16 protein-coding genes are annotated in these 17030 nt (G+C 41.9%); 11 read left to right on the top strand and 5 right to left on the bottom strand.

Annotation, left to right across the window (positions count from 1 at the left end; translation table 11 throughout):
• The first annotated feature begins 13 nt into the window (after nt 1-13).
• The 5 genes from CLV32_RS13025 (at nt 14) to CLV32_RS13005 (ending at nt 4505) form a co-directional block, all read left to right on the top strand.
• Nucleotides 14-799 carry an SDR family oxidoreductase gene (locus CLV32_RS13025; protein WP_133556196.1) on the top strand — a complete coding sequence of 262 codons (786 nt, stop codon included), beginning with the start codon at nt 14-16 and terminating at the stop codon, nt 797-799.
• 100 nt (nt 800-899) lie between these two features.
• Nucleotides 900-1805 carry a helix-turn-helix domain-containing protein gene (locus CLV32_RS13020; RefSeq protein WP_133556194.1) on the top strand — a complete coding sequence of 302 codons (906 nt, stop codon included), beginning with the start codon at nt 900-902 and terminating at the stop codon, nt 1803-1805.
• A 180-nt stretch (nt 1806-1985) separates the two neighbouring features.
• The gene (locus tag CLV32_RS13015; RefSeq protein ID WP_133556192.1) at nt 1986-2828 is read left to right on the top strand and encodes an SDR family NAD(P)-dependent oxidoreductase; all 843 of its coding nucleotides are present in this window, start codon (nt 1986-1988) and stop codon (nt 2826-2828) included.
• 114 nt (nt 2829-2942) lie between these two features.
• Nucleotides 2943-3494 (top strand): fasciclin domain-containing protein, encoded by a 552-nt coding sequence (locus CLV32_RS13010; protein WP_133556190.1) that lies wholly within the window; start codon nt 2943-2945, stop codon nt 3492-3494.
• A 129-nt stretch (nt 3495-3623) separates the two neighbouring features.
• Nucleotides 3624-4505, top strand: coding sequence for a cupin-like domain-containing protein (locus tag CLV32_RS13005; protein ID WP_133556188.1), 882 nt, complete (start codon nt 3624-3626; stop codon nt 4503-4505).
• On the opposite strand, the gene CLV32_RS13000 is transcribed toward CLV32_RS13005, so the two are convergent.
• Nucleotides 4506-4937 (bottom strand): YybH family protein, encoded by a 432-nt coding sequence (locus CLV32_RS13000; RefSeq protein ID WP_243732308.1) that lies wholly within the window; start codon nt 4935-4937, stop codon nt 4506-4508.
• 171 nt (nt 4938-5108) lie between these two features.
• Here CLV32_RS13000 and CLV32_RS12995 point away from each other — a divergent pair, with 171 nt between their 5' ends.
• The 3 genes from CLV32_RS12995 to CLV32_RS12985 are packed head-to-tail and all read left to right on the top strand — an operon-like array spanning nt 5109 to nt 8989.
• Entirely contained in the window at nt 5109-6206 is a 1098-nt protein-coding gene (locus tag CLV32_RS12995; protein ID WP_133556187.1) for a vWA domain-containing protein, read from the top strand.
• 47 nt (nt 6207-6253) lie between these two features.
• On the top strand, nt 6254-7744 hold the full coding sequence (locus CLV32_RS12990) for a sigma 54-interacting transcriptional regulator (RefSeq protein ID WP_133556185.1): 1491 nt from the start codon (nt 6254-6256) through the stop codon (nt 7742-7744).
• 3 nt (nt 7745-7747) lie between these two features.
• Nucleotides 7748-8989 carry a metallophosphoesterase gene (locus tag CLV32_RS12985; RefSeq protein WP_208111003.1) on the top strand — a complete coding sequence of 414 codons (1242 nt, stop codon included), beginning with the start codon at nt 7748-7750 and terminating at the stop codon, nt 8987-8989.
• Here CLV32_RS12985 and CLV32_RS12980 read toward each other — a convergent pair.
• Genes CLV32_RS12980 through CLV32_RS12970 form a run of 3 tightly spaced genes read right to left on the bottom strand, consistent with a single transcriptional unit; the run spans nt 8986 to nt 13248 of the window.
• Entirely contained in the window at nt 8986-9675 is a 690-nt protein-coding gene (locus CLV32_RS12980) for a response regulator transcription factor (RefSeq protein WP_133556183.1), read from the bottom strand. The genes CLV32_RS12985 and CLV32_RS12980 overlap by 4 nt on opposite strands.
• Nucleotides 9676-9678: 3 nt before the next feature.
• Nucleotides 9679-11346: a sensor histidine kinase gene (locus CLV32_RS12975; RefSeq protein WP_133556181.1), complete on the bottom strand. Its 1668-nt coding sequence runs from the start codon at nt 11344-11346 to the stop codon at nt 9679-9681.
• A 9-nt stretch (nt 11347-11355) separates the two neighbouring features.
• On the bottom strand, nt 11356-13248 hold the full coding sequence (locus CLV32_RS12970; RefSeq protein WP_243732307.1) for a S9 family peptidase: 1893 nt from the start codon (nt 13246-13248) through the stop codon (nt 11356-11358).
• Between the two features lie 176 nt (nt 13249-13424).
• On the opposite strand from CLV32_RS12970, the gene CLV32_RS12965 reads away from it, so the two are divergent.
• The 3 genes from CLV32_RS12965 to rfbC are packed head-to-tail and all read left to right on the top strand — an operon-like array spanning nt 13425 to nt 16115.
• Nucleotides 13425-15236, top strand: coding sequence for a tetratricopeptide repeat protein (locus tag CLV32_RS12965; RefSeq protein WP_133556179.1), 1812 nt, complete (start codon nt 13425-13427; stop codon nt 15234-15236).
• Nucleotides 15237-15250: 14 nt separating this feature from the next.
• A complete protein-coding gene (locus tag CLV32_RS12960) occupies nt 15251-15553 on the top strand; it encodes a DUF4286 family protein (RefSeq protein ID WP_133556177.1) in 303 nt (100 codons plus the stop codon).
• 7 nt (nt 15554-15560) lie between these two features.
• On the top strand, nt 15561-16115 hold the full coding sequence (rfbC, locus tag CLV32_RS12955) for a dTDP-4-dehydrorhamnose 3,5-epimerase (protein ID WP_133556175.1): 555 nt from the start codon (nt 15561-15563) through the stop codon (nt 16113-16115).
• Between the two features lie 54 nt (nt 16116-16169).
• Here the strand turns inward: rfbC and CLV32_RS12950 are convergent, their stop codons facing one another.
• Nucleotides 16170-17012, bottom strand: a complete 843-nt coding sequence (locus CLV32_RS12950) for an OmpA/MotB family protein (protein WP_133556173.1) — start codon at nt 17010-17012, stop codon at nt 16170-16172.
• Between the last annotated feature and the right edge of the window lie 18 nt (nt 17013-17030).

Below are 17030 nucleotides of genomic sequence, written 5' to 3'. Positions count from 1 at the left end.
AATACAATTAGTCATGAAAAACAAAGTAGTCTGGATTACAGGTGCATCTTCGGGAATTGGTGAGGCATTGGTCTACTCCTATAACAAACAGGGTGCAAAACTGATTCTATCTTCACGCAACCGGGATGAGCTGTACCGTGTAAAATCAAATTGCGCAAGCCCCGTAACCGTCCATGTACTGCCATTGGACCTTGAGGATACAGCAAGTCTTGAACAGAAAGCGGCAGATGCTATGCGAATCTTCGGGATTATAGACCTGGTGATTCACTCTGGCGGAGTAAGTCAGCGCGCCCTGGCATTAGAAACCCCACTGAGTGTCGAGCAAAAGATCATGAACATTAATTTCTGGGGAACAGTGACCTTAAGCAAGGCAGTACTTCCTATGATGATTAAACAGGGTGGCGGCCAGATCGTGGTAATCAGTAGCCTTGTTGGCAAGTTCGGCACCAGGCTAAGATCTGCCTATGCAGCATCGAAGCATGCATTACATGGCTACTTCGACTCTTTAAGGGCAGAGGTATTTGATCAGAATATCAGCCTCACAATTATTTGCCCCGGTTTTATCAAGACCAATATTACAATAAACGCGCTTAACGCTACAGGTGCAAAACAAGGCACGATGGACGAGGCGCAGGGAAATGGCATGACTCCTGAAGCCTGCGCGGCGGAAATTGTTCGTGCTGTGGCAGCAAAGAGAGAAGAAGTATATATCGGCGGAAAAGAAACAAAGGGCGTCTTGTTCAAAAGACTCTTCCCAATCCGGTTTTCGAAGTTTATGAGAAAGGCAAAGGTAACTTAGACAGGTTTGAATTTCGCAATTCATATGTATTTCGATAACTTTGCACCGGCTGATGCATACCCCCCAACGAGATCGCGTAGAAGATTAGCACAACAAGAAGATGTCGATAAAAACAGAAACACTCGAAGAATTCTACAGTCACAAGTTTGACCACCTCCCGCTAAACATGCAGGATGACATTGGACATTTTAATGTATTTAGAATGGAAGACTGCATAGGCCCGGGTTCAACCCCTATACAGTATAGCCGAAGGGATTTTTATAAGATCGCACTCACACGAGGTACGATCATTTATCATTATGCAGACAAAAGCATTGAGGTATCCGGACCCACTCTCATGTTTTTTAATCCTAAGGTGCCTTACACCTGGGAATCTATATCAGAAGATAAGACAGGTTTTTTCTGCATCTTTTCTAAATCTTTTTTTAACGAAAAAATCAGGGGTGGTATTGAAGAACTCCCAATGTATATCCCTGGAGGCCGGCCTGCTTACATATTAACTGATATACAGCATCAGGAGGTTAACCTCCTCTTTAATAAAATGCTTACTGAAATAGATTCATCCTATGCTTATAAATATGACCAGCTCAGGAATTATGTTGCGGAGCTGATTCATCTCGCTTTAAAATCGCAACCTAATGAAAATCTGTATCAACATCCCGATGCTAAGTCCAGGATTACGGCAGTTTTCACAGAACTACTGGAAAGGCAGTTTCCTATAGAGAACGTTACCCAACGTTTTGGGATGCGTTCGGCTAAAGATTATGCCAACCAACTTGCGGTACACGTTAACCACCTGAATCGTGCGATCAAGGAAACAACAGGTAAAACCACAACGGATCTGATTGCTGAACGCATCGTTACCGAGGCTAAATCTTTGCTTAGGCATACACGATGGAATATTGCTGAGATCGGTTATACGCTGGGCTTTGAGGAGTCTGCCCACTTCAATAATTTCTTTAAAAAGCAGACCCAACATACTCCTTCTGCTTTCAGAAACTTATAGTCGGCAGCGAAAACCAACCCAACCATACATTCTGTTTGAATTTTGCAATAAACGCATTGAATTACGCAATCCTGCCTTTCCCCATCTGTCTACTTTTGTATTGTTAAATTCAAATAGCAGAAGCCATCATCATCTATTTGGATCAACGAGATCATAATGGCTTCTTAAACAAAAAGACAGATGGAAAACAAAAAAGTATGGTTCGTTACAGGAGCCTCAAAAGGACTGGGCTTAAGCCTGGTAAAACAATTATTAAACAATGGATATGATGTTGCAGCGACATCACGGAATGCTCAGGATTTAACTGATGCATTAGGAGATCTGGCTACATCGGCATTCCTGCCCCTGGCCATGAACCTACAATCAGAGGACAGTGTTGGGGAGGCTATTGAAAAGGCAGTTGACTACTTCGGTCACATCGACATCGTGGTAAATAATGCTGGTTATGGACTGGCAGGTGGACTTGAGGAACTTAGCGACAAAGAAGCAAGAGCAAATTTTGACGTGAATGTTTTTGGAATGCTACACGTAATCCGCAAGGTGATGCCACACCTGCGCAAACAGGAAAGCGGTCACATTTTCAATATTTCATCCGTTGGTGGTTTTACGGGTAACTTCCCTGGCTTCGGCATTTACTGCGCAACAAAATTTGCGGTTCACGGATTGACGGAGTCACTGGCAGCAGAGGTTCGTGATTTCAAGATATGGGCTACTGTTGTATATCCCGGATATTTCCGTACAAACTTCCTGACTGAAGGTTCACTACAGGTACCACAACATCCGATAGATGCCTATAAATCTGTTCGTGATTCACAGCAAATGCACCAGGACGACATCAATGGAAACCAACCGGGAGACCCAGAAAAAGCTGCAGCGGCAATGATCAAAGTAGCAGAATCCGGACAACCTCCTGTACACCTGTTTTTGGGTCAGGACGCCTATGAATTTGCGAAAGCGAAAATCGAGATTATCGAGAACGATCTTGAGCAATGGAAAGAAACAACTGTGAATACTGGTTTTTAAAATTTAAAATTGTGCCTTTAGAACGCTCTAAGAGCTATTTTTAAAAATAGTATGTCTATTCCCACATCCAAGGATTTGTAAACGCCGTATCTGCCTTTACAAAAAACACCTACTATGAAAAACATTATTTTATCTGCTTTTGCCTTAGTAACTATGGCATTTTCTACCCAGGTTTACGCACAGAAAAACCCAATGGTTGGCGGTGCGGCGATGTATGCCAACAAAGACATTGTTGACAACGCCGTAAATTCCAAAGACCACACCACACTAGTTGCTGCAGTAAAAGCTGCCGGCCTGGTAGAAACTTTAAAGAGCGCAGGACCTTTTACTGTATTTGCACCAACAAATGCGGCTTTTGACAAGTTGCCAGCTGGCACAGTGGATGCTGTATTAAAACCAGAAAACAAAGCACTTTTAACCAAAATTCTTACCTATCATGTTGTGGCAGGAAAGATGACTGGTAAGGATATCGCCGCAGCAATCAAAGCCGGTGGTGGTAAAGCTGAGTTGACCACTGTTGCCGGAGGTAAGTTGTGGGCTTCTATGAGTGGCAAAGATCTGATCCTTACGGATGAGAAAGGCGGTATGGCTAAAGTAACCATCGCCAACGTAATGCAGAGCAACGGTGTCATCCACGTGATTGATACTGTGTTAATGCCAAATTAGACCCTACAAGATACCTATAAAAACATGCCTCTATGGCAAAGGAAAGGCGCTCAAATGGCGCCTTTTTTTGTAATTAATAAAAAGAATATTTTATCTACATTTGCTCATTACCAGCTAGACCCCTATTCTATGAGCTTTATCTTGAAGCCGGTTGACACCGTTGAAAACATTACTCCCGCTGATTTTAAAAAAAATTATCTGGATAAGAGAAAACCGTTGATCATCAAAGGCCTGACCAAGTCGTGGCCCGCCCGTGAAAAATGGACGACGGACTATCTCAAACAAATCGGTGGAGACCTAAACGTAAGTTTAATGGACAACTCGAAGGCAGATCCTTCAAAGCCCATCAATGCATCTGTAGCTGAAATGCGATTTGGTGATTATCTTGACCTGATCAAGTCAAAGCCGACCGAACTCCGGATTTTCTTTTTCAACCTGTTCAAACATGTGCCGAGTCTGGTAGACGATATTGTTATTCCTAAAGACCTGATGGGTGGATTTATCGAAAGTATGCCGGCAATGTTTTTTGGAGGATCAAACTCAGTAACGTTCCTGCATTATGATATCGACCTGCCTCATCTTTTCCATACACACTTTGGCGGAAGAAAACATATCATCCTGTTTGATAATAAATGGAAAGAAAGACTGTATTGCATCCCTAATGCCACGTATGCGCTGGAAGATTACGATGTAGCCAATCCTGATATCAAAAAGTTCCCGGCGTTAGACGGTGTAGAAGGTTATGAAGTGTTTCTGGAACACGGCGACACGCTGTTTATGCCTACGGGCATGTGGCACTGGATGAAATATCTGGATGGCTCGTTCTCACTAACCCTTAGGGCCTGGGATAAATCCATTGTTAGAAAAATCCAGAGTCTGGGCAATCTGGCAATTAAAGGCGGCGTTGATAGCGTACTTAAAATGGTATTTAAAGCCCCTTATGCCAAGTGGAGGGAAAAGCTTGCTATAAAACGTGCTGAGCGCGCATTAGCCAAAGGTTTGCCTAAATAGCTAACTGCTGTGATCAGCAATGATTTTCCAGCCCGTCTTAAACTTTTTAAAGATTAGTGTAAAATATCCTTGTGGCTCATCTTTCTGACGCTTCAGATGCCATGCGCCCAATACAAATGCTGTATCACCGGAGATTAATTGAACCTTTTTAATATCGAAAGTCAGAAAACCCATGGCTTGTTTATCCGGATAATTCTTCTGGTAATTTGCCAGTGTTTGTTTCCAGCCGTAGGTGGGGCCGCTTCTACCTACAAACAACAGACTGTCACTTTGCTGGTATCCCTGCATATATCCTACAAGATCCCCCTTGTTCCAGGCACTACTCTGCGCATTCAGCACATTGACAATTCCCTGCTGATCCTGGGCATAACTCACCGCAGACAAGGCTACTACCAATAATAGAGAAAGAAAAGCACGTTTCATGATGTTCATAAATGATGACGATTAAGTTGAATCTTTTGCATAGCAATATACTTAAATTGACGAATACTACATCTAAAAACGTGCTTTCTCCATAAGCAAGGTCTTAACAGTAATATGACACCTTGCTTAAAATTATACGACATCAAACTTTTACCTTAGATAATTCGTTAATCAACACACATGAGAGGTTTTCATTTTTCCGACTTTACACCTGATGACCTGCCTAAGGGTGGTTTTGATGAACTGCTGAAATTATTCACCCAACTGTTAAATTATACCGCCGGTGATGCCGGGGAAACTTTAGCCTGGATGAATGAGCTGGACAAGAAATACAAGCTTACGAATAATGAATACGGCATGGGCGACTTCATTGACGAGCTTAAAGAAAAAGGCTATATCAGCGAAGATAAACGCGACGGCAACCTAAAGATCACCTCTAAAACGGAGCAAACGATCAGGCAATCGGCCCTGGAGGAAATCTTCGGAAAGTTAAAAAAAGCGGGAAAGGGAAATCACAACTCCAATATCTCCGGACTGGGGGAAGAAAAAAATGCTGATCGTCGCGAATATTCATTCGGCGACAGCCTTGATCAGATCGACATGACTGCATCGATACAAAATGCACAGATCAATCATGGTATCGGCAATTTTACGCTTACAGAAAGAGACCTGGAAGTTGAGGAAAAGGACTACAAAACCCTCACCTCTACAGTGCTTATGATCGACATTTCACATTCCATGATCCTTTACGGTGAAGACCGGATTACTCCTGCCAAAAAGGTGGCCATGGCACTTGCAGAACTTATTCGCACCCGCTATCCGAAAGATACGCTTGATATTGTTGTTTTTGGCAATGACGCCTGGCCCATTACGGTCAAGGATCTTCCTTATTTACAAGTTGGCCCTTACCACACCAATACCTTTGCCGGTTTGGAGCTAGCTACAGATTTATTGAGGAGACGCAAAACACATAACAAGCAGATTTTTATGATCACCGATGGTAAGCCTACCTGTTTGAAAGAAAACGGACGGTATTACAAAAACAGCATGGGTCTGGATAGAAAGGTGATCAACAAAACATTAAATATGGCTGCGCAGTGCAAGCGGCTTAATATTCCTATTACCACCTTTATGATTGCCAAAGATCCATACCTGCAGCAGTTTGTACGCGAATTTACCGAAATCAACGGCGGCCGCGCATTTTATAGCTCACTAAACGGACTTGGTGAATACATATTTGAAGACTACATTAAAAACAGAAAAAAGACCGTACGTTAATACATACCAATTCCTGCTGCTTCAGCGGCAATAATTTTAACTAAGAAATGGATTATACCTCGATATCGACCCTCGGTGAGCTTAAAGCTTCCGGCTATGTTTCCCTAAGTGTTAAAGATGAATTACGCAAAAACCTGATCACCCAACTGCAGAATAAAGATGCAGGCTTTGAGGGCATTCTGGGTTATGATGAAACCGTGATTCCGGAATTACAGACTGCAATCCTTTCCAGACATAACATTTTATTGCTGGGTCTGCGCGGACAGGCCAAGACACGTATTGCCAGACTGATGGTTAATTTGCTCGATGAGTATATTCCTTATGTTGGCGGCAGCGAGATTTTTGACGACCCACTCAATCCAATATCATGGTATGCGATGGATATGATCAAAACACACGGTGATGATACCCCTGTATTATGGCAACACCGCTCAGAGCGCTACACAGAGAAACTTGCCACACCAGATGTTACTGTTGCAGATTTAATTGGTGATGTTGATCCAATTAAGGCAGCTACGCTAAAACTGACCTATAATGATGAGCGCGTGATCCACTTTGGCCTTATTCCACGTGCACACAGAAGTATCTTCGTGATCAATGAACTTCCCGATCTACAGGCAAGAATTCAGGTGGCATTGTTTAATATGCTGCAGGAAAAAGATATTCAAATTCGTGGCTTTAAGCTGAGACTTCCGCTTGATGTTCAATTTGTATTTACTGCAAATCCCGAAGATTATACCAACAGGGGCTCTATTGTTACGCCATTGAAAGACCGCATTGAAAGTCAGATTCTGACCCACTACCCTAAAACGATCAGCATCTCCAGAAAAATCACCTTCCAGGAGGCCAGATTGACCGAAGAGCAGAAATTAATAGAGGTTGACGGACTGGTAAAAGACCTTGTTGAACAGGTTGCTTTTGAAGCCAGAAAAAGCGAATTCATTGACCAGAAATCAGGCGTCTCTGCCAGGTTAACAATCTCAGCATATGAGAATCTGGTAAGTACGGCAGAAAGAAGGATGCTGATCAACCGGGAGAAGTCTACCTTTGTCCGTTTATCCGACTTAACCGGGATCATTCCTGCAGTAACGGGTAAAATTGAGTTGGTTTACGAAGGTGAACTTGAAGGTCCCGCAAAAGTAGCCAACACCTTAATTGGAAAAGCGATCAAGACTTTATTCTCACGCTATTTCCCAGATCCTGAATTAGCTAAGAAAAGCAAAAAAGGCAATCCTTACCAATTGATTACCGACTGGTTTACTGATGGAAATACGCTCGACCTATCAGATTCGCTCACTGCTGCCCAATATAAAAAAGAACTCATGCTGGTTTCTGGCTTATATGATCTTGTGAAGAAATTCCATCCTAAGCTCAGCGCCAATCAAACACTATTACTAATGGAATTTGTTTTACATGGATTAGCTGAATACAGTCAGCTAAACAAAAATTTCCTGGAAGGTGGCTTTGGATTTTCAGACATGTTCGACAGTCTATTTAATGTAGACCTGGATGACGAAGATGACATAGATTATAAATAAGCGATGGGTAGAATTTCCATACTGATACCATTATGCCTGTTGTTAATAGCGTTTGACTATTATTTCTACAAGGCTGTATTGTCTGTTTTCAAAAAATGGCAGCCAAGTACAAAAAAGGCTTTTACCGTTTTATGGTGGACGTATAACCTGGCTCTGATCTTCGGTGTGTTTGCAGGCATCTATCTAAATCTATTCCTCACTTTGAGAGCTATAATTTTAGTCGCTTTCTTCCTGACCTGCGGCTGCAAGCTGGTTATGCTTCCATTCCTGCTTATTGACGATCTAAGAAGACTTATTATAAGCATTTTCAGAAAGAAAAAAGACGCGATGGCAGTAGATACCGTAGCAGAACCGATCAGCAGGTCAGAATTCCTCATTAAAGCAGGTATTGTTGCAGCGGCAGTGCCGCTTACCTCGTTGAGCTGGGGCGTTATTTCGGGGGCGTACGACTATCAGATCAGACATGTCGACCTTATTCTACCCAATTTACCCAAAGCGTTCAACGGTATCCGCATGGGCCAGATTTCAGATATTCACTCTGGAAGCTTTTATAACCCTAAAGCGGTAAAAGGCGGCGTAGAAATGCTGCTCGCCCAGAAGCCTGATTTTATTTTCTTTACCGGCGATCTGGTGAACGATATGGCAACTGAGATGCGCGATTATCAGGATATTTTCACGAAGGTTAAGGCTCCACTCGGCGTATATTCGACATTAGGAAACCATGATTATGGGGATTATCATTTTGGAAAAGGTAATTCTCCTGCCAAGGCAAAGAACTTGAAAGATGTTATCGCTACACACAAAGTGATGGGCTACGATTTGTTGATGAACGAGAATCGGAGACTTAAGGTTGATGGAGAAGAGATTGGGATTCTAGGCATTGAAAACTGGGGCATGGGTCGTTTTCCAAAATATGGACGGATGGATCTCGCTGTTCAAAACACCGATGATCTCCCTGTTAAACTCCTGCTCTCCCATGACCCTTCACACTGGCGTGCAGAGGTATTGCCAAAATATCCTCAGATCGATGCTATGTTTAGTGGGCATACCCATGGGATGCAATTTGGTGTGCGCACAGAAAAGTACCAATGGAGTCCTGTAGAATATATCTACAAGGAGTGGGCAGGTATGTATACCGAACAGAAACAACAGCTCTATGTGAACGTTGGATATGGATTTCTGGGATACCCTGGCAGAGTTGGAATACTGCCAGAGATCACCATATTTACCCTAAAAAATGCTTAACCTGCATTAAAACGATAACCTACACCACGCACGGTCTGCAACAGTTGCGGATTATCAGGATTAAGCTCTATTTTTTTACGCAGCCGTACAATATGCATGTCAAGTGTACGCGTGTTCACATCTGAATTATAACCCCATACCACCAGCATAAGCTCATCTCTGTTGATCACCTTATTAGGGTTACGCAGGAAATATAAAAGAATTCTGTTTTCAAGAATCGTGAGCTCAATCTTTCTACCCTGTCTGTATAAGGTATGAATATTGGGGTGGTGCTCCATATCACCAAAACGGTGAATCTCGGAACGGTCATTATTCAGCAAAAATTTAACCTTGCTGTCAAGCATCGCAACAAGTACATCCATGTTGAAAGGCTTGGTCACATAATCAGATGCACCAAAGTTATAAGCATCAATTTTATCAACGTCCTGTGCTTTTGCAGTCATCATGATCACCAGACCTTCATAACCTTGTTTGCGCACATCTTCGCATACCTCAGCTCCCTGCTTACCGGGAAGCATCCAGTCTAATAACACAATATCAGGCTTTTCAGACAGGATTGTTTTCTCTGCCAATTCTCCGTCGCCCACTTCAAGTACGTCATAGCCTTCAGCCTTTAAACGGTGTACGACCAAAAACCTCAGGTTTTCATCATCTTCAACTATCAGTATTTTAATCCCTTTAGACATGTTTTAATCGTTATATGGTAATACTATTTTAAATTCCGTTCCCTGGTTTACTTTACTCTTAACAGTTATTTCACCTTTCATAAAGTTAACCAGTTCTTTACAAAAAGCCAATCCAAGCCCCACACTTCCATTTTGGTTGTATTGGTTCTGAATCCTGTAAAACTTTTTAAAGATATTATTTATTTCTGGAGCAGGAATACCTATTCCACGGTCTGTAAATCTAAATACAATTTTTCCTTTAATCAACTTCGCCGTAACGTGCAGGAATTTATGCGATACGGGAGAGTACTTATAGGCGTTTTCGGCCAAATTATCGAACAGACTACCCAGCAACACAGGATCGGTTACAAAACTCGTAAAGCCATTAACCTCGTAAGTGAAATTGAAATCAGGATATTTTAGCTGATGAGACTCAATGGTACTTTCGATGAAATCTACGATATTGATCTCGTCCTGATTTAGTTGTATCGCCTTATTCTCAATTTGTGTAAACGCCAAAAGCTTATTCATCAAGCCATTGAGCTTATCTGCCTCCTCATCCAGGATACGTCCATACATTTGCTGTTCTCTTTCTGTAAGGGAGGCAGCACTCTTGATATTGTTTCCCGCGATCTTAATTACGCTAACCGGCGTCTTGAACTCGTGGGTGAGGTTGTTTACAAAATCATATTGCAGCTTAAACATCCTATGGTTGATATTTAAGTTCCTATAAATCAGGAAGGCGATGAGTACCAAAATGGCATAAAAGAATAACACGATCAGTGCAATAGGCAGGAAATACTCAAAAACAGCCTTATCAACAAAGGAATTAGCCGAACTAAAATAAAGCTTATAGTCAGAGAAAGGACCTGGTAAGGTAATCTCAGTAGTACTGTAATCAGACGAAGTATCCAGAGGATCATAGGTTAAAGGTTCTATCCGGATAGTCTCATACAGTTTAGGTTTTGTATTAATGATCTTAATTTTATACGGGTCCAGGAAAAAAGATAACATATCCTGCTGATATACAGGAGAAGTCTTCAGCTTTGTACGCATCATCTGCTTGTAGACTTTCAGATCTTCAAAGCGTGGAATATTCAGGTAAGTGATTTTGTTGGATCTGACAATACTGAAATTACTAAACAACTCATCCGCATTGGGAGCTTTTGTGGTGTCGAGTGTTTCGATGTAAGAGATCAGCTTAAAGCCCAGGGTCATAAAATCATCGCCCCTGCTAAATTTACCTGGTTTGCTTTTGGAAAAGATCTTGACTGAATCTGCAGGAACCAAACTGCCGAACTGATAGATATATTTTGGCCCGAAAGAAAAATGCCCGGTGTTTAGCCCATTCGTTACCGGTGTACTGCCTACCTCCGCATCGTAGAAGTTAACCTGCGATACAAATGGATACTGCAGTAAAAGCGTATCTACAAACCTTGATGTAGTAGCCGAATCCAGATATCCGTTATAATAGGACACCTCAGGTAGTTTATTCTGGAAAAAGTCATTGTAAGGCTTTATGCTGCTTTCAAGTACTTTAACTTTTTCTGAGACAAACTCATTCTCAATGAACTTCTTACTGAAGTTATAAGCCAGAAAGAGTGATAAAATAAAAAGTACAGAGATCAGGATCAGAAACAGTACGATCAAGGAGAAGTTTTTTCGGTAACCGCTGTTCTTAACTGAGGTCATTAGGTTGAGCTATTTCTTTTTCAGGTTGACGTCCAGAAATTGTTCTAAAGCTACGTATAAATGTTGACGGCTTTCCTCATTCGGAATAGGAAAAGACTCCTTATCCTTTTCAAAATAGGTGACGTTGACATTTTTCTTCTTTAATTCCTTTACAAACTGAATAACTTCTCCTGAATTCACCCATTGATCCTTTGGACTCTGAGCAATAAATACCGGAACATCTATTTTATCTGAATGAAAGACGGGTGATGCCTGGCGCATGTAATCTACTTCAGTATCGGGATTACCGATAATGGTATAGTACATCTGTAAATTAGTTTTCAAAAATGGCGGTACAGCTTTCAGATAACTAAATAAGTTGATTACACCAGAATTTGATGCTGCACAATTATACAAACCCGGACTTGAGTAGACACTGTTCAATGCCAGATAACCACCCAGGCCTACCCCATAAATCCCAATTCTCTTTGGATTAGCAATATGTTGTTTAATCAGCCAATTTACGCCGTCGTTGATATCATTATTGATCTTTCCTCCCCACTGCTTAAAGCCTGCGGCCATAAACTCCTTGCCATAGCCAGATGATCCTCTGAAATTAACCTGAAACACCGCATAACCCCTGCTCGCCAGAAATTGAACTTCGGCATTATAGCCCCAGGTATTTCTGTTTCCAGGGCCATTGTGTGGTAATACAACAACAGGTAAGTTTTTCGTTGGCCTGTTAATCGGCATTGTTAGATAGCCGTTAATTTTAAGCCCATCTCTGGAGATGAAGGAAATTGGTTTCATTTCACTCATCTGCTCTTCGCGAATAGCGGAATTGAAATCACTGAGTTTCCTGATTACGCCTTTATCGGCAAAATACAGGTAGTAAGACCCCGGGTTTTTGTCCGTAAATGTCCGCACGATAAACACGTTCTCTGCCTTATCGCGGTCAATGATTCGAGACTCTGTTTTTGGCAGCAGCTTATCTAGCTTAGCATAAAAAGCTTTTACTGTATCATCAAGATAGAATTTCTCTTTTTTCCATGTTTCACATACAACGAAGGCCATTCGTTTCTTATTTCTGGAGTACTGTGCGTCTACAACGTTGAGTGTATCGTTAGCAAAAAGCACACGCGTTTCTTTACCCGTATTACAATCCAGCTCCACCAATGCATTTTTATCCCTGTTTACACTGGATATTGCATAAATCGTATGTGGCCGTGTTTCAGCAAAGGCAATTGGCTTTAACGTGGTCTTGAAGTTATTAGTCAGAATAGGCGTAAAAGCCATGTTTTCATTCTCGCGGTAAAGTAGTGTTTCATTCACCCCATCACTGGATGTAGCCAACCTGAGTTTACCTTTTGAATCCGTAATCCAGTCCGTAATATTCCCTGGATTTCTGGCTGCCATCTCCATCTTACCGTCCCTCACGTTAAGCCTGTACACATCGAATACCGTAGAATCGCGCTTATTTGATGATACGAGCAGATATTTATTATCGATCAGCTGATCCTTTAACACGCGCATTCTGCTCTTGGCGTTATCATTAAGCTGTCGCTGGTTATTTCCTGATTTATCAATGATAAATACATCTGATTGCCGCCCTGGCCCTTGTTTATCTTTATAATAGATCAGCTCATTATCACTCACCCAAAAATAAAAGCCTACTCCCTTTTCAGAAAGTTTTGTTACCTGAACAGATTCTCCGCCCTCAGTGTTCTCAATAAAGATATTCTGAACCTTATCCGTCAGCTTAAGGTAAGACAATGTCTTCCCATTAGGCGATAATGCGAAGGACACTTTATCCTGTGATTTAAAGAAATCGTTTACAGGAATAAGTTTACCCTTGCCAGGTTTGCAGGCAAACCATAGCGGCAATAAAGCAAACCATAAAAATTTCTTATACCCGTTCATCATATTAAATAGCTTACAAAAGTACACAACACTAGCTCGCCATTGGGACAATACACCAACATTGTTACTTACTCTGCATCGAGATTACATAATCTCAAATTAATGATATTTAAAGCAATCGAAATATAAACTTGGTAACATTTAAAATACTAATTTTAACGTTACAGAATAAAATGTCTATGCGCAAAGTCCTGCTTATCTTCCTGTATTTAGTTTCACAAAGCTTTTTCAGCTTTGCTCAGTTCGATAACGACGACATGGCTGCTTATCGTTTGTATGAGAAGGGCGACTATGAGAAGGCCGTTGTAGTATACCAGCGGTTGTTCGAACAATCCCAGGATGACAGATATTTTGACAATTATCTGAATAGCTTGCTTAAGACCAAACAGTTTGATGTGGCCACACAGATGGTAAAAAGACAGCTGAGCACTTTTCCTGGAAATGCAAAATACCTGATCGCCGCTGGTAGGATTCTGCAGGAGAAAGGCGATGGTGATAAGGCTTCCAAGATCTTCAATACCGTACTGGCTTCCTTACCGAATGACGAATTTAAGATTCGGGAACTTGCCAACAGCTTTTACCAGTTTGAAGCATACGACCTGGCTATCGCCGCTTTTGAACAGGGAAGAAAAAAACTAAATAATCCCCAGGCATTCAATTATGAGTTACTGAGCCTTTTCAGATTCAGGAAAGACAAAGCCCGGCTGATTGCCGAATATCTGAATACGCTGCCTGCAGTACCTCAACTTCTGCCGCAGGCACAGAACATTTTATCCTCAATATTTGAAGAAGATGCAGACTATGTAGTTCTTCAGACTGCCCTGCTTAAAAAACTGCAGAAAAATCCTGATGAAGAAGTACTTGTCAATTTGTTAATCTGGCAGTACCTGCAGCAGAAAAACTACGACATGGCATTGAAGCAACTCATTGCTCAGGATACAAGACTGCAGGGCGAGGGCCTTAGTCTATATCAGAATGCAGGTATCTTTGCAGCTAACGGGGCTTACAACACGGCCATATCCGCTTATGAATATCTTGTTGCTAAGGGCCAAAGCAGCCCCTACTACCTGCCCTCCAGAATGGAACTCATAAATGTTAAATATAGCATCGCGATTACCGGAAAAACAGACCGCAAGGCGCTAACCGAAGTTGCGAGTTTATACCGGGCCCTTTTGCAGAACTCGGGAAAGAATACGCAGACGCTTCAGGCACTAAAGCGACTATCAAATCTTCAGGCCTATTACCTGGACAGTTTACCGCAGGCCGAAGCAGGATTGGAAGATGCCTTAAAGATCCAGGGTGTATCGGCCTCAGAAAAGGGTCAGCTGAAACTGGATCTCGGTGATATCTATATATTAACCGGTCAGCCTTGGGAAGCAATCCTTATGTTTGAGCAGGTGGCTGCTGATTTTGAAAACCAGATTATAGGGAACGAAGCGAGATTCCGATCGGCAAAACTATCTTTTTATCAGGGAAATTTTAGTTATGCTAAATCTCAGGCCGATGTATTGAAAGCATCGACGTCGCAACTTATTGCCAACGACGCCCTAAATCTTAGTCTCCTGATCTCCGATAATACGCAGAGCAGTGCTGACAGTCTCGCTTTGAAAATGTATGCGGATGCGGAACTGCTAAACTTCAGAAACCTTCCGGAAAAAGCATTGCTAAAACTAGATAGCATCAGTGTTAAATACCCAAAAAACACGCTTGATGACGACATACTCATGGCCAAATCCAGAATATTTCTGAAAACAGCCGCTGTAGACAAAGCTACATTAGCGCTTCAGCAGCTTATCACGAACTTCCCGCAGAGTTTATGGATCGATGATGCAATCTTTACCCTTGGCGATGTATACGAAACCCAATTGCATAATACCACTGAGGCCAGTACACTATACCAACGCCTGATCAATGAATTTCCCGGTAGCATGTACACGACAGAGGCCCGTGCCCGTTTTAGAAAATTAAGAGGTGATAATACAGGAACATAATTTATCTTTACACTATGTATTTATATAATGTTACTTTAATACTTGATGATGCTGCAGCAGATGAATGGCAGCAATGGATGCAGGAATCACATATCCCAGAAGTGATGGCCACAGGTAAATTTATTTCAAACAGACTATTGCGGGTTGTAGATTCGCCAAACGAAGGAGTTACTTTCTGCGCCCAGTACGTGGCCGAAACTATAGAAGACTATGAGAGCTACCAGGCTAACTTCGCTCCGGCCTTGCAACACGAACTTAATGAACGCTTCAAAGACAGGTATGTAGCTTTTCGTACCCTAATGGAATATATCGACTAAACTTATTATGAACATTACATCAACGCCAATTGCAGATCTCTTTGTAATTGAACCAAAAGTCTGGAAAGACAACAGAGGCTATTTTTACGAAAGTTATAGTGCCAAAAACTTTGAAGCTGCAGGTATCCATGCCACGTTTGTACAAGACAACCAAAGTTTCTCTCAAAAGGGAACGCTTAGGGGGTTACATGCACAAAAAGCACCTTTTGCCCAAGGCAAACTGGTACGTGTAATACAGGGAAGTGTACTTGATGTTGCAGTAGATGCAAGAAAAGGATCGCCAACATACGGACAACACTTCAGTATTGAGCTTAGTGGTGACAACCATAAACAGCTATGGATACCACCTGGATTTCTTCATGGTTTTTTAACCCTGGAAGATGATACGATCTTCACCTATAAGGTTACCAACTACTATGATAAAGAATCTGAAATTGGCGTAATCTGGAACGATCCCACTTTGAATATCAACTGGAGTGCCACCCTGGATCCGTCGGAATTACTACTATCTGAAAAAGATCTTATTCTTCCTGCATTTGCAGATTTCAGCAGCCCTTTTTAACAATACATACCCATAAAATAAAAGGGAGCATCGTGATCGGTGCTCCCTTTTATTTTATTGTTTGATGAGGTCGTACAGCTCATCCAGTTTTGGAGAGAGTACAATTTCAATTCTTCGATTCTTGCTTCTTCCGTCAGCCGTAGTATTTGGCCCCAATGGCTGGAATTCTCCTTTACCCGTAGCGGTCATCCGTACACTTTCAACCTTTTCAACTTCCGTTAGGTAACGCACTACAGATGTTGACCGGAGTACACTTAGATCCCAGTTATCTTTAATCTGACCAAGGTTGTTTACCTTTTGGGTATCTGTGTGGCCTTCAACAGCGATATTGATTTCTGGTTGTAGCTTTAAAACATTAGCCAATTGCGTCAATGCCTGCTTGCCTTTTTCATCGATGACGATACTTCCAGAAGGGAAAAGCAATTTATCTGTTAGCGACACATATACTTTTCCATTTTTGATCTCGACGGTCAACCCATTCTTAGTGAAACCAAGCAGGGCCTGCTGCAATTTCTCTTTCAACTGATTGGTAGCCTCATCACGTTTACGCAATACCTCTTCTACCTCCTTTAAACGCTGCTCGCGCTTCTTAAGGTCATCCGACAATTTGTTGATCTCAGATGAGCTGTTACTGCGCAACTTAGCGTAGTTTGCATCCATATCAGCATAGCGACCTCTAAGATCTGCCAATTGCCCATTGATATTGGAAGTATCTTTTCTGAGTTTGTTGAGCAGTCGTTCCAGCTCTTCATTTTTTAACTGTGATTCTGTCCAACCATTATTCAATGAATCCTGTTTGGCAAGCATGGCGTTATACTTTTTTGTTGAAAGGACACGGCATGCACTAAAAGCGCTGCAAAATAAAGCGAGGGCTAGGATTAAGCTAAGTTTTTTCATGTATATCTATTTGGCCTT

The sequence above is a fragment of the Pedobacter duraquae genome (assembly GCF_004362245.1).
Lineage (GTDB): Bacteria > Bacteroidota > Bacteroidia > Sphingobacteriales > Sphingobacteriaceae > Pedobacter > Pedobacter duraquae.
The sequence above is the reverse complement of the archived record's forward strand: the minus strand, read 5'-3'. Positions and strand labels throughout refer to the sequence as shown.

Bases quoted from the DNA above. Each gene is read 5' to 3' on its own strand.
- CLV32_RS13025 (WP_133556196.1), top strand. From the start codon at position 14: ATGAAAAACAAAGTAGTCTGGATTACAGGTGCATCTTCGGGAATTGGT.
- CLV32_RS13020 (WP_133556194.1), top strand. From the start codon at position 900: ATGTCGATAAAAACAGAAACACTCGAAGAATTCTACAGTCACAAGTTT.
- CLV32_RS13015 (WP_133556192.1), top strand. From the start codon at position 1,986: ATGGAAAACAAAAAAGTATGGTTCGTTACAGGAGCCTCAAAAGGACTG.
- CLV32_RS13010 (WP_133556190.1), top strand. From the start codon at position 2,943: ATGAAAAACATTATTTTATCTGCTTTTGCCTTAGTAACTATGGCATTT.
- CLV32_RS13005 (WP_133556188.1), top strand. From the start codon at position 3,624: ATGAGCTTTATCTTGAAGCCGGTTGACACCGTTGAAAACATTACTCCC.
- CLV32_RS13000 (WP_243732308.1), bottom strand. From the start codon at position 4,937: ATGAACATCATGAAACGTGCTTTTCTTTCTCTATTATTGGTAGTAGCC.
- CLV32_RS12995 (WP_133556187.1), top strand. From the start codon at position 5,109: ATGAGAGGTTTTCATTTTTCCGACTTTACACCTGATGACCTGCCTAAG.
- CLV32_RS12990 (WP_133556185.1), top strand. From the start codon at position 6,254: ATGGATTATACCTCGATATCGACCCTCGGTGAGCTTAAAGCTTCCGGC.
- CLV32_RS12985 (WP_208111003.1), top strand. From the start codon at position 7,748: ATGGGTAGAATTTCCATACTGATACCATTATGCCTGTTGTTAATAGCG.
- CLV32_RS12980 (WP_133556183.1), bottom strand. From the start codon at position 9,675: ATGTCTAAAGGGATTAAAATACTGATAGTTGAAGATGATGAAAACCTG.
- CLV32_RS12975 (WP_133556181.1), bottom strand. From the start codon at position 11,346: ATGACCTCAGTTAAGAACAGCGGTTACCGAAAAAACTTCTCCTTGATC.
- CLV32_RS12970 (WP_243732307.1), bottom strand. From the start codon at position 13,248: ATGATGAACGGGTATAAGAAATTTTTATGGTTTGCTTTATTGCCGCTA.
- CLV32_RS12965 (WP_133556179.1), top strand. From the start codon at position 13,425: ATGCGCAAAGTCCTGCTTATCTTCCTGTATTTAGTTTCACAAAGCTTT.
- CLV32_RS12960 (WP_133556177.1), top strand. From the start codon at position 15,251: ATGTATTTATATAATGTTACTTTAATACTTGATGATGCTGCAGCAGAT.
- rfbC (WP_133556175.1), top strand. From the start codon at position 15,561: ATGAACATTACATCAACGCCAATTGCAGATCTCTTTGTAATTGAACCA.
- CLV32_RS12950 (WP_133556173.1), bottom strand. From the start codon at position 17,012: ATGAAAAAACTTAGCTTAATCCTAGCCCTCGCTTTATTTTGCAGCGCT.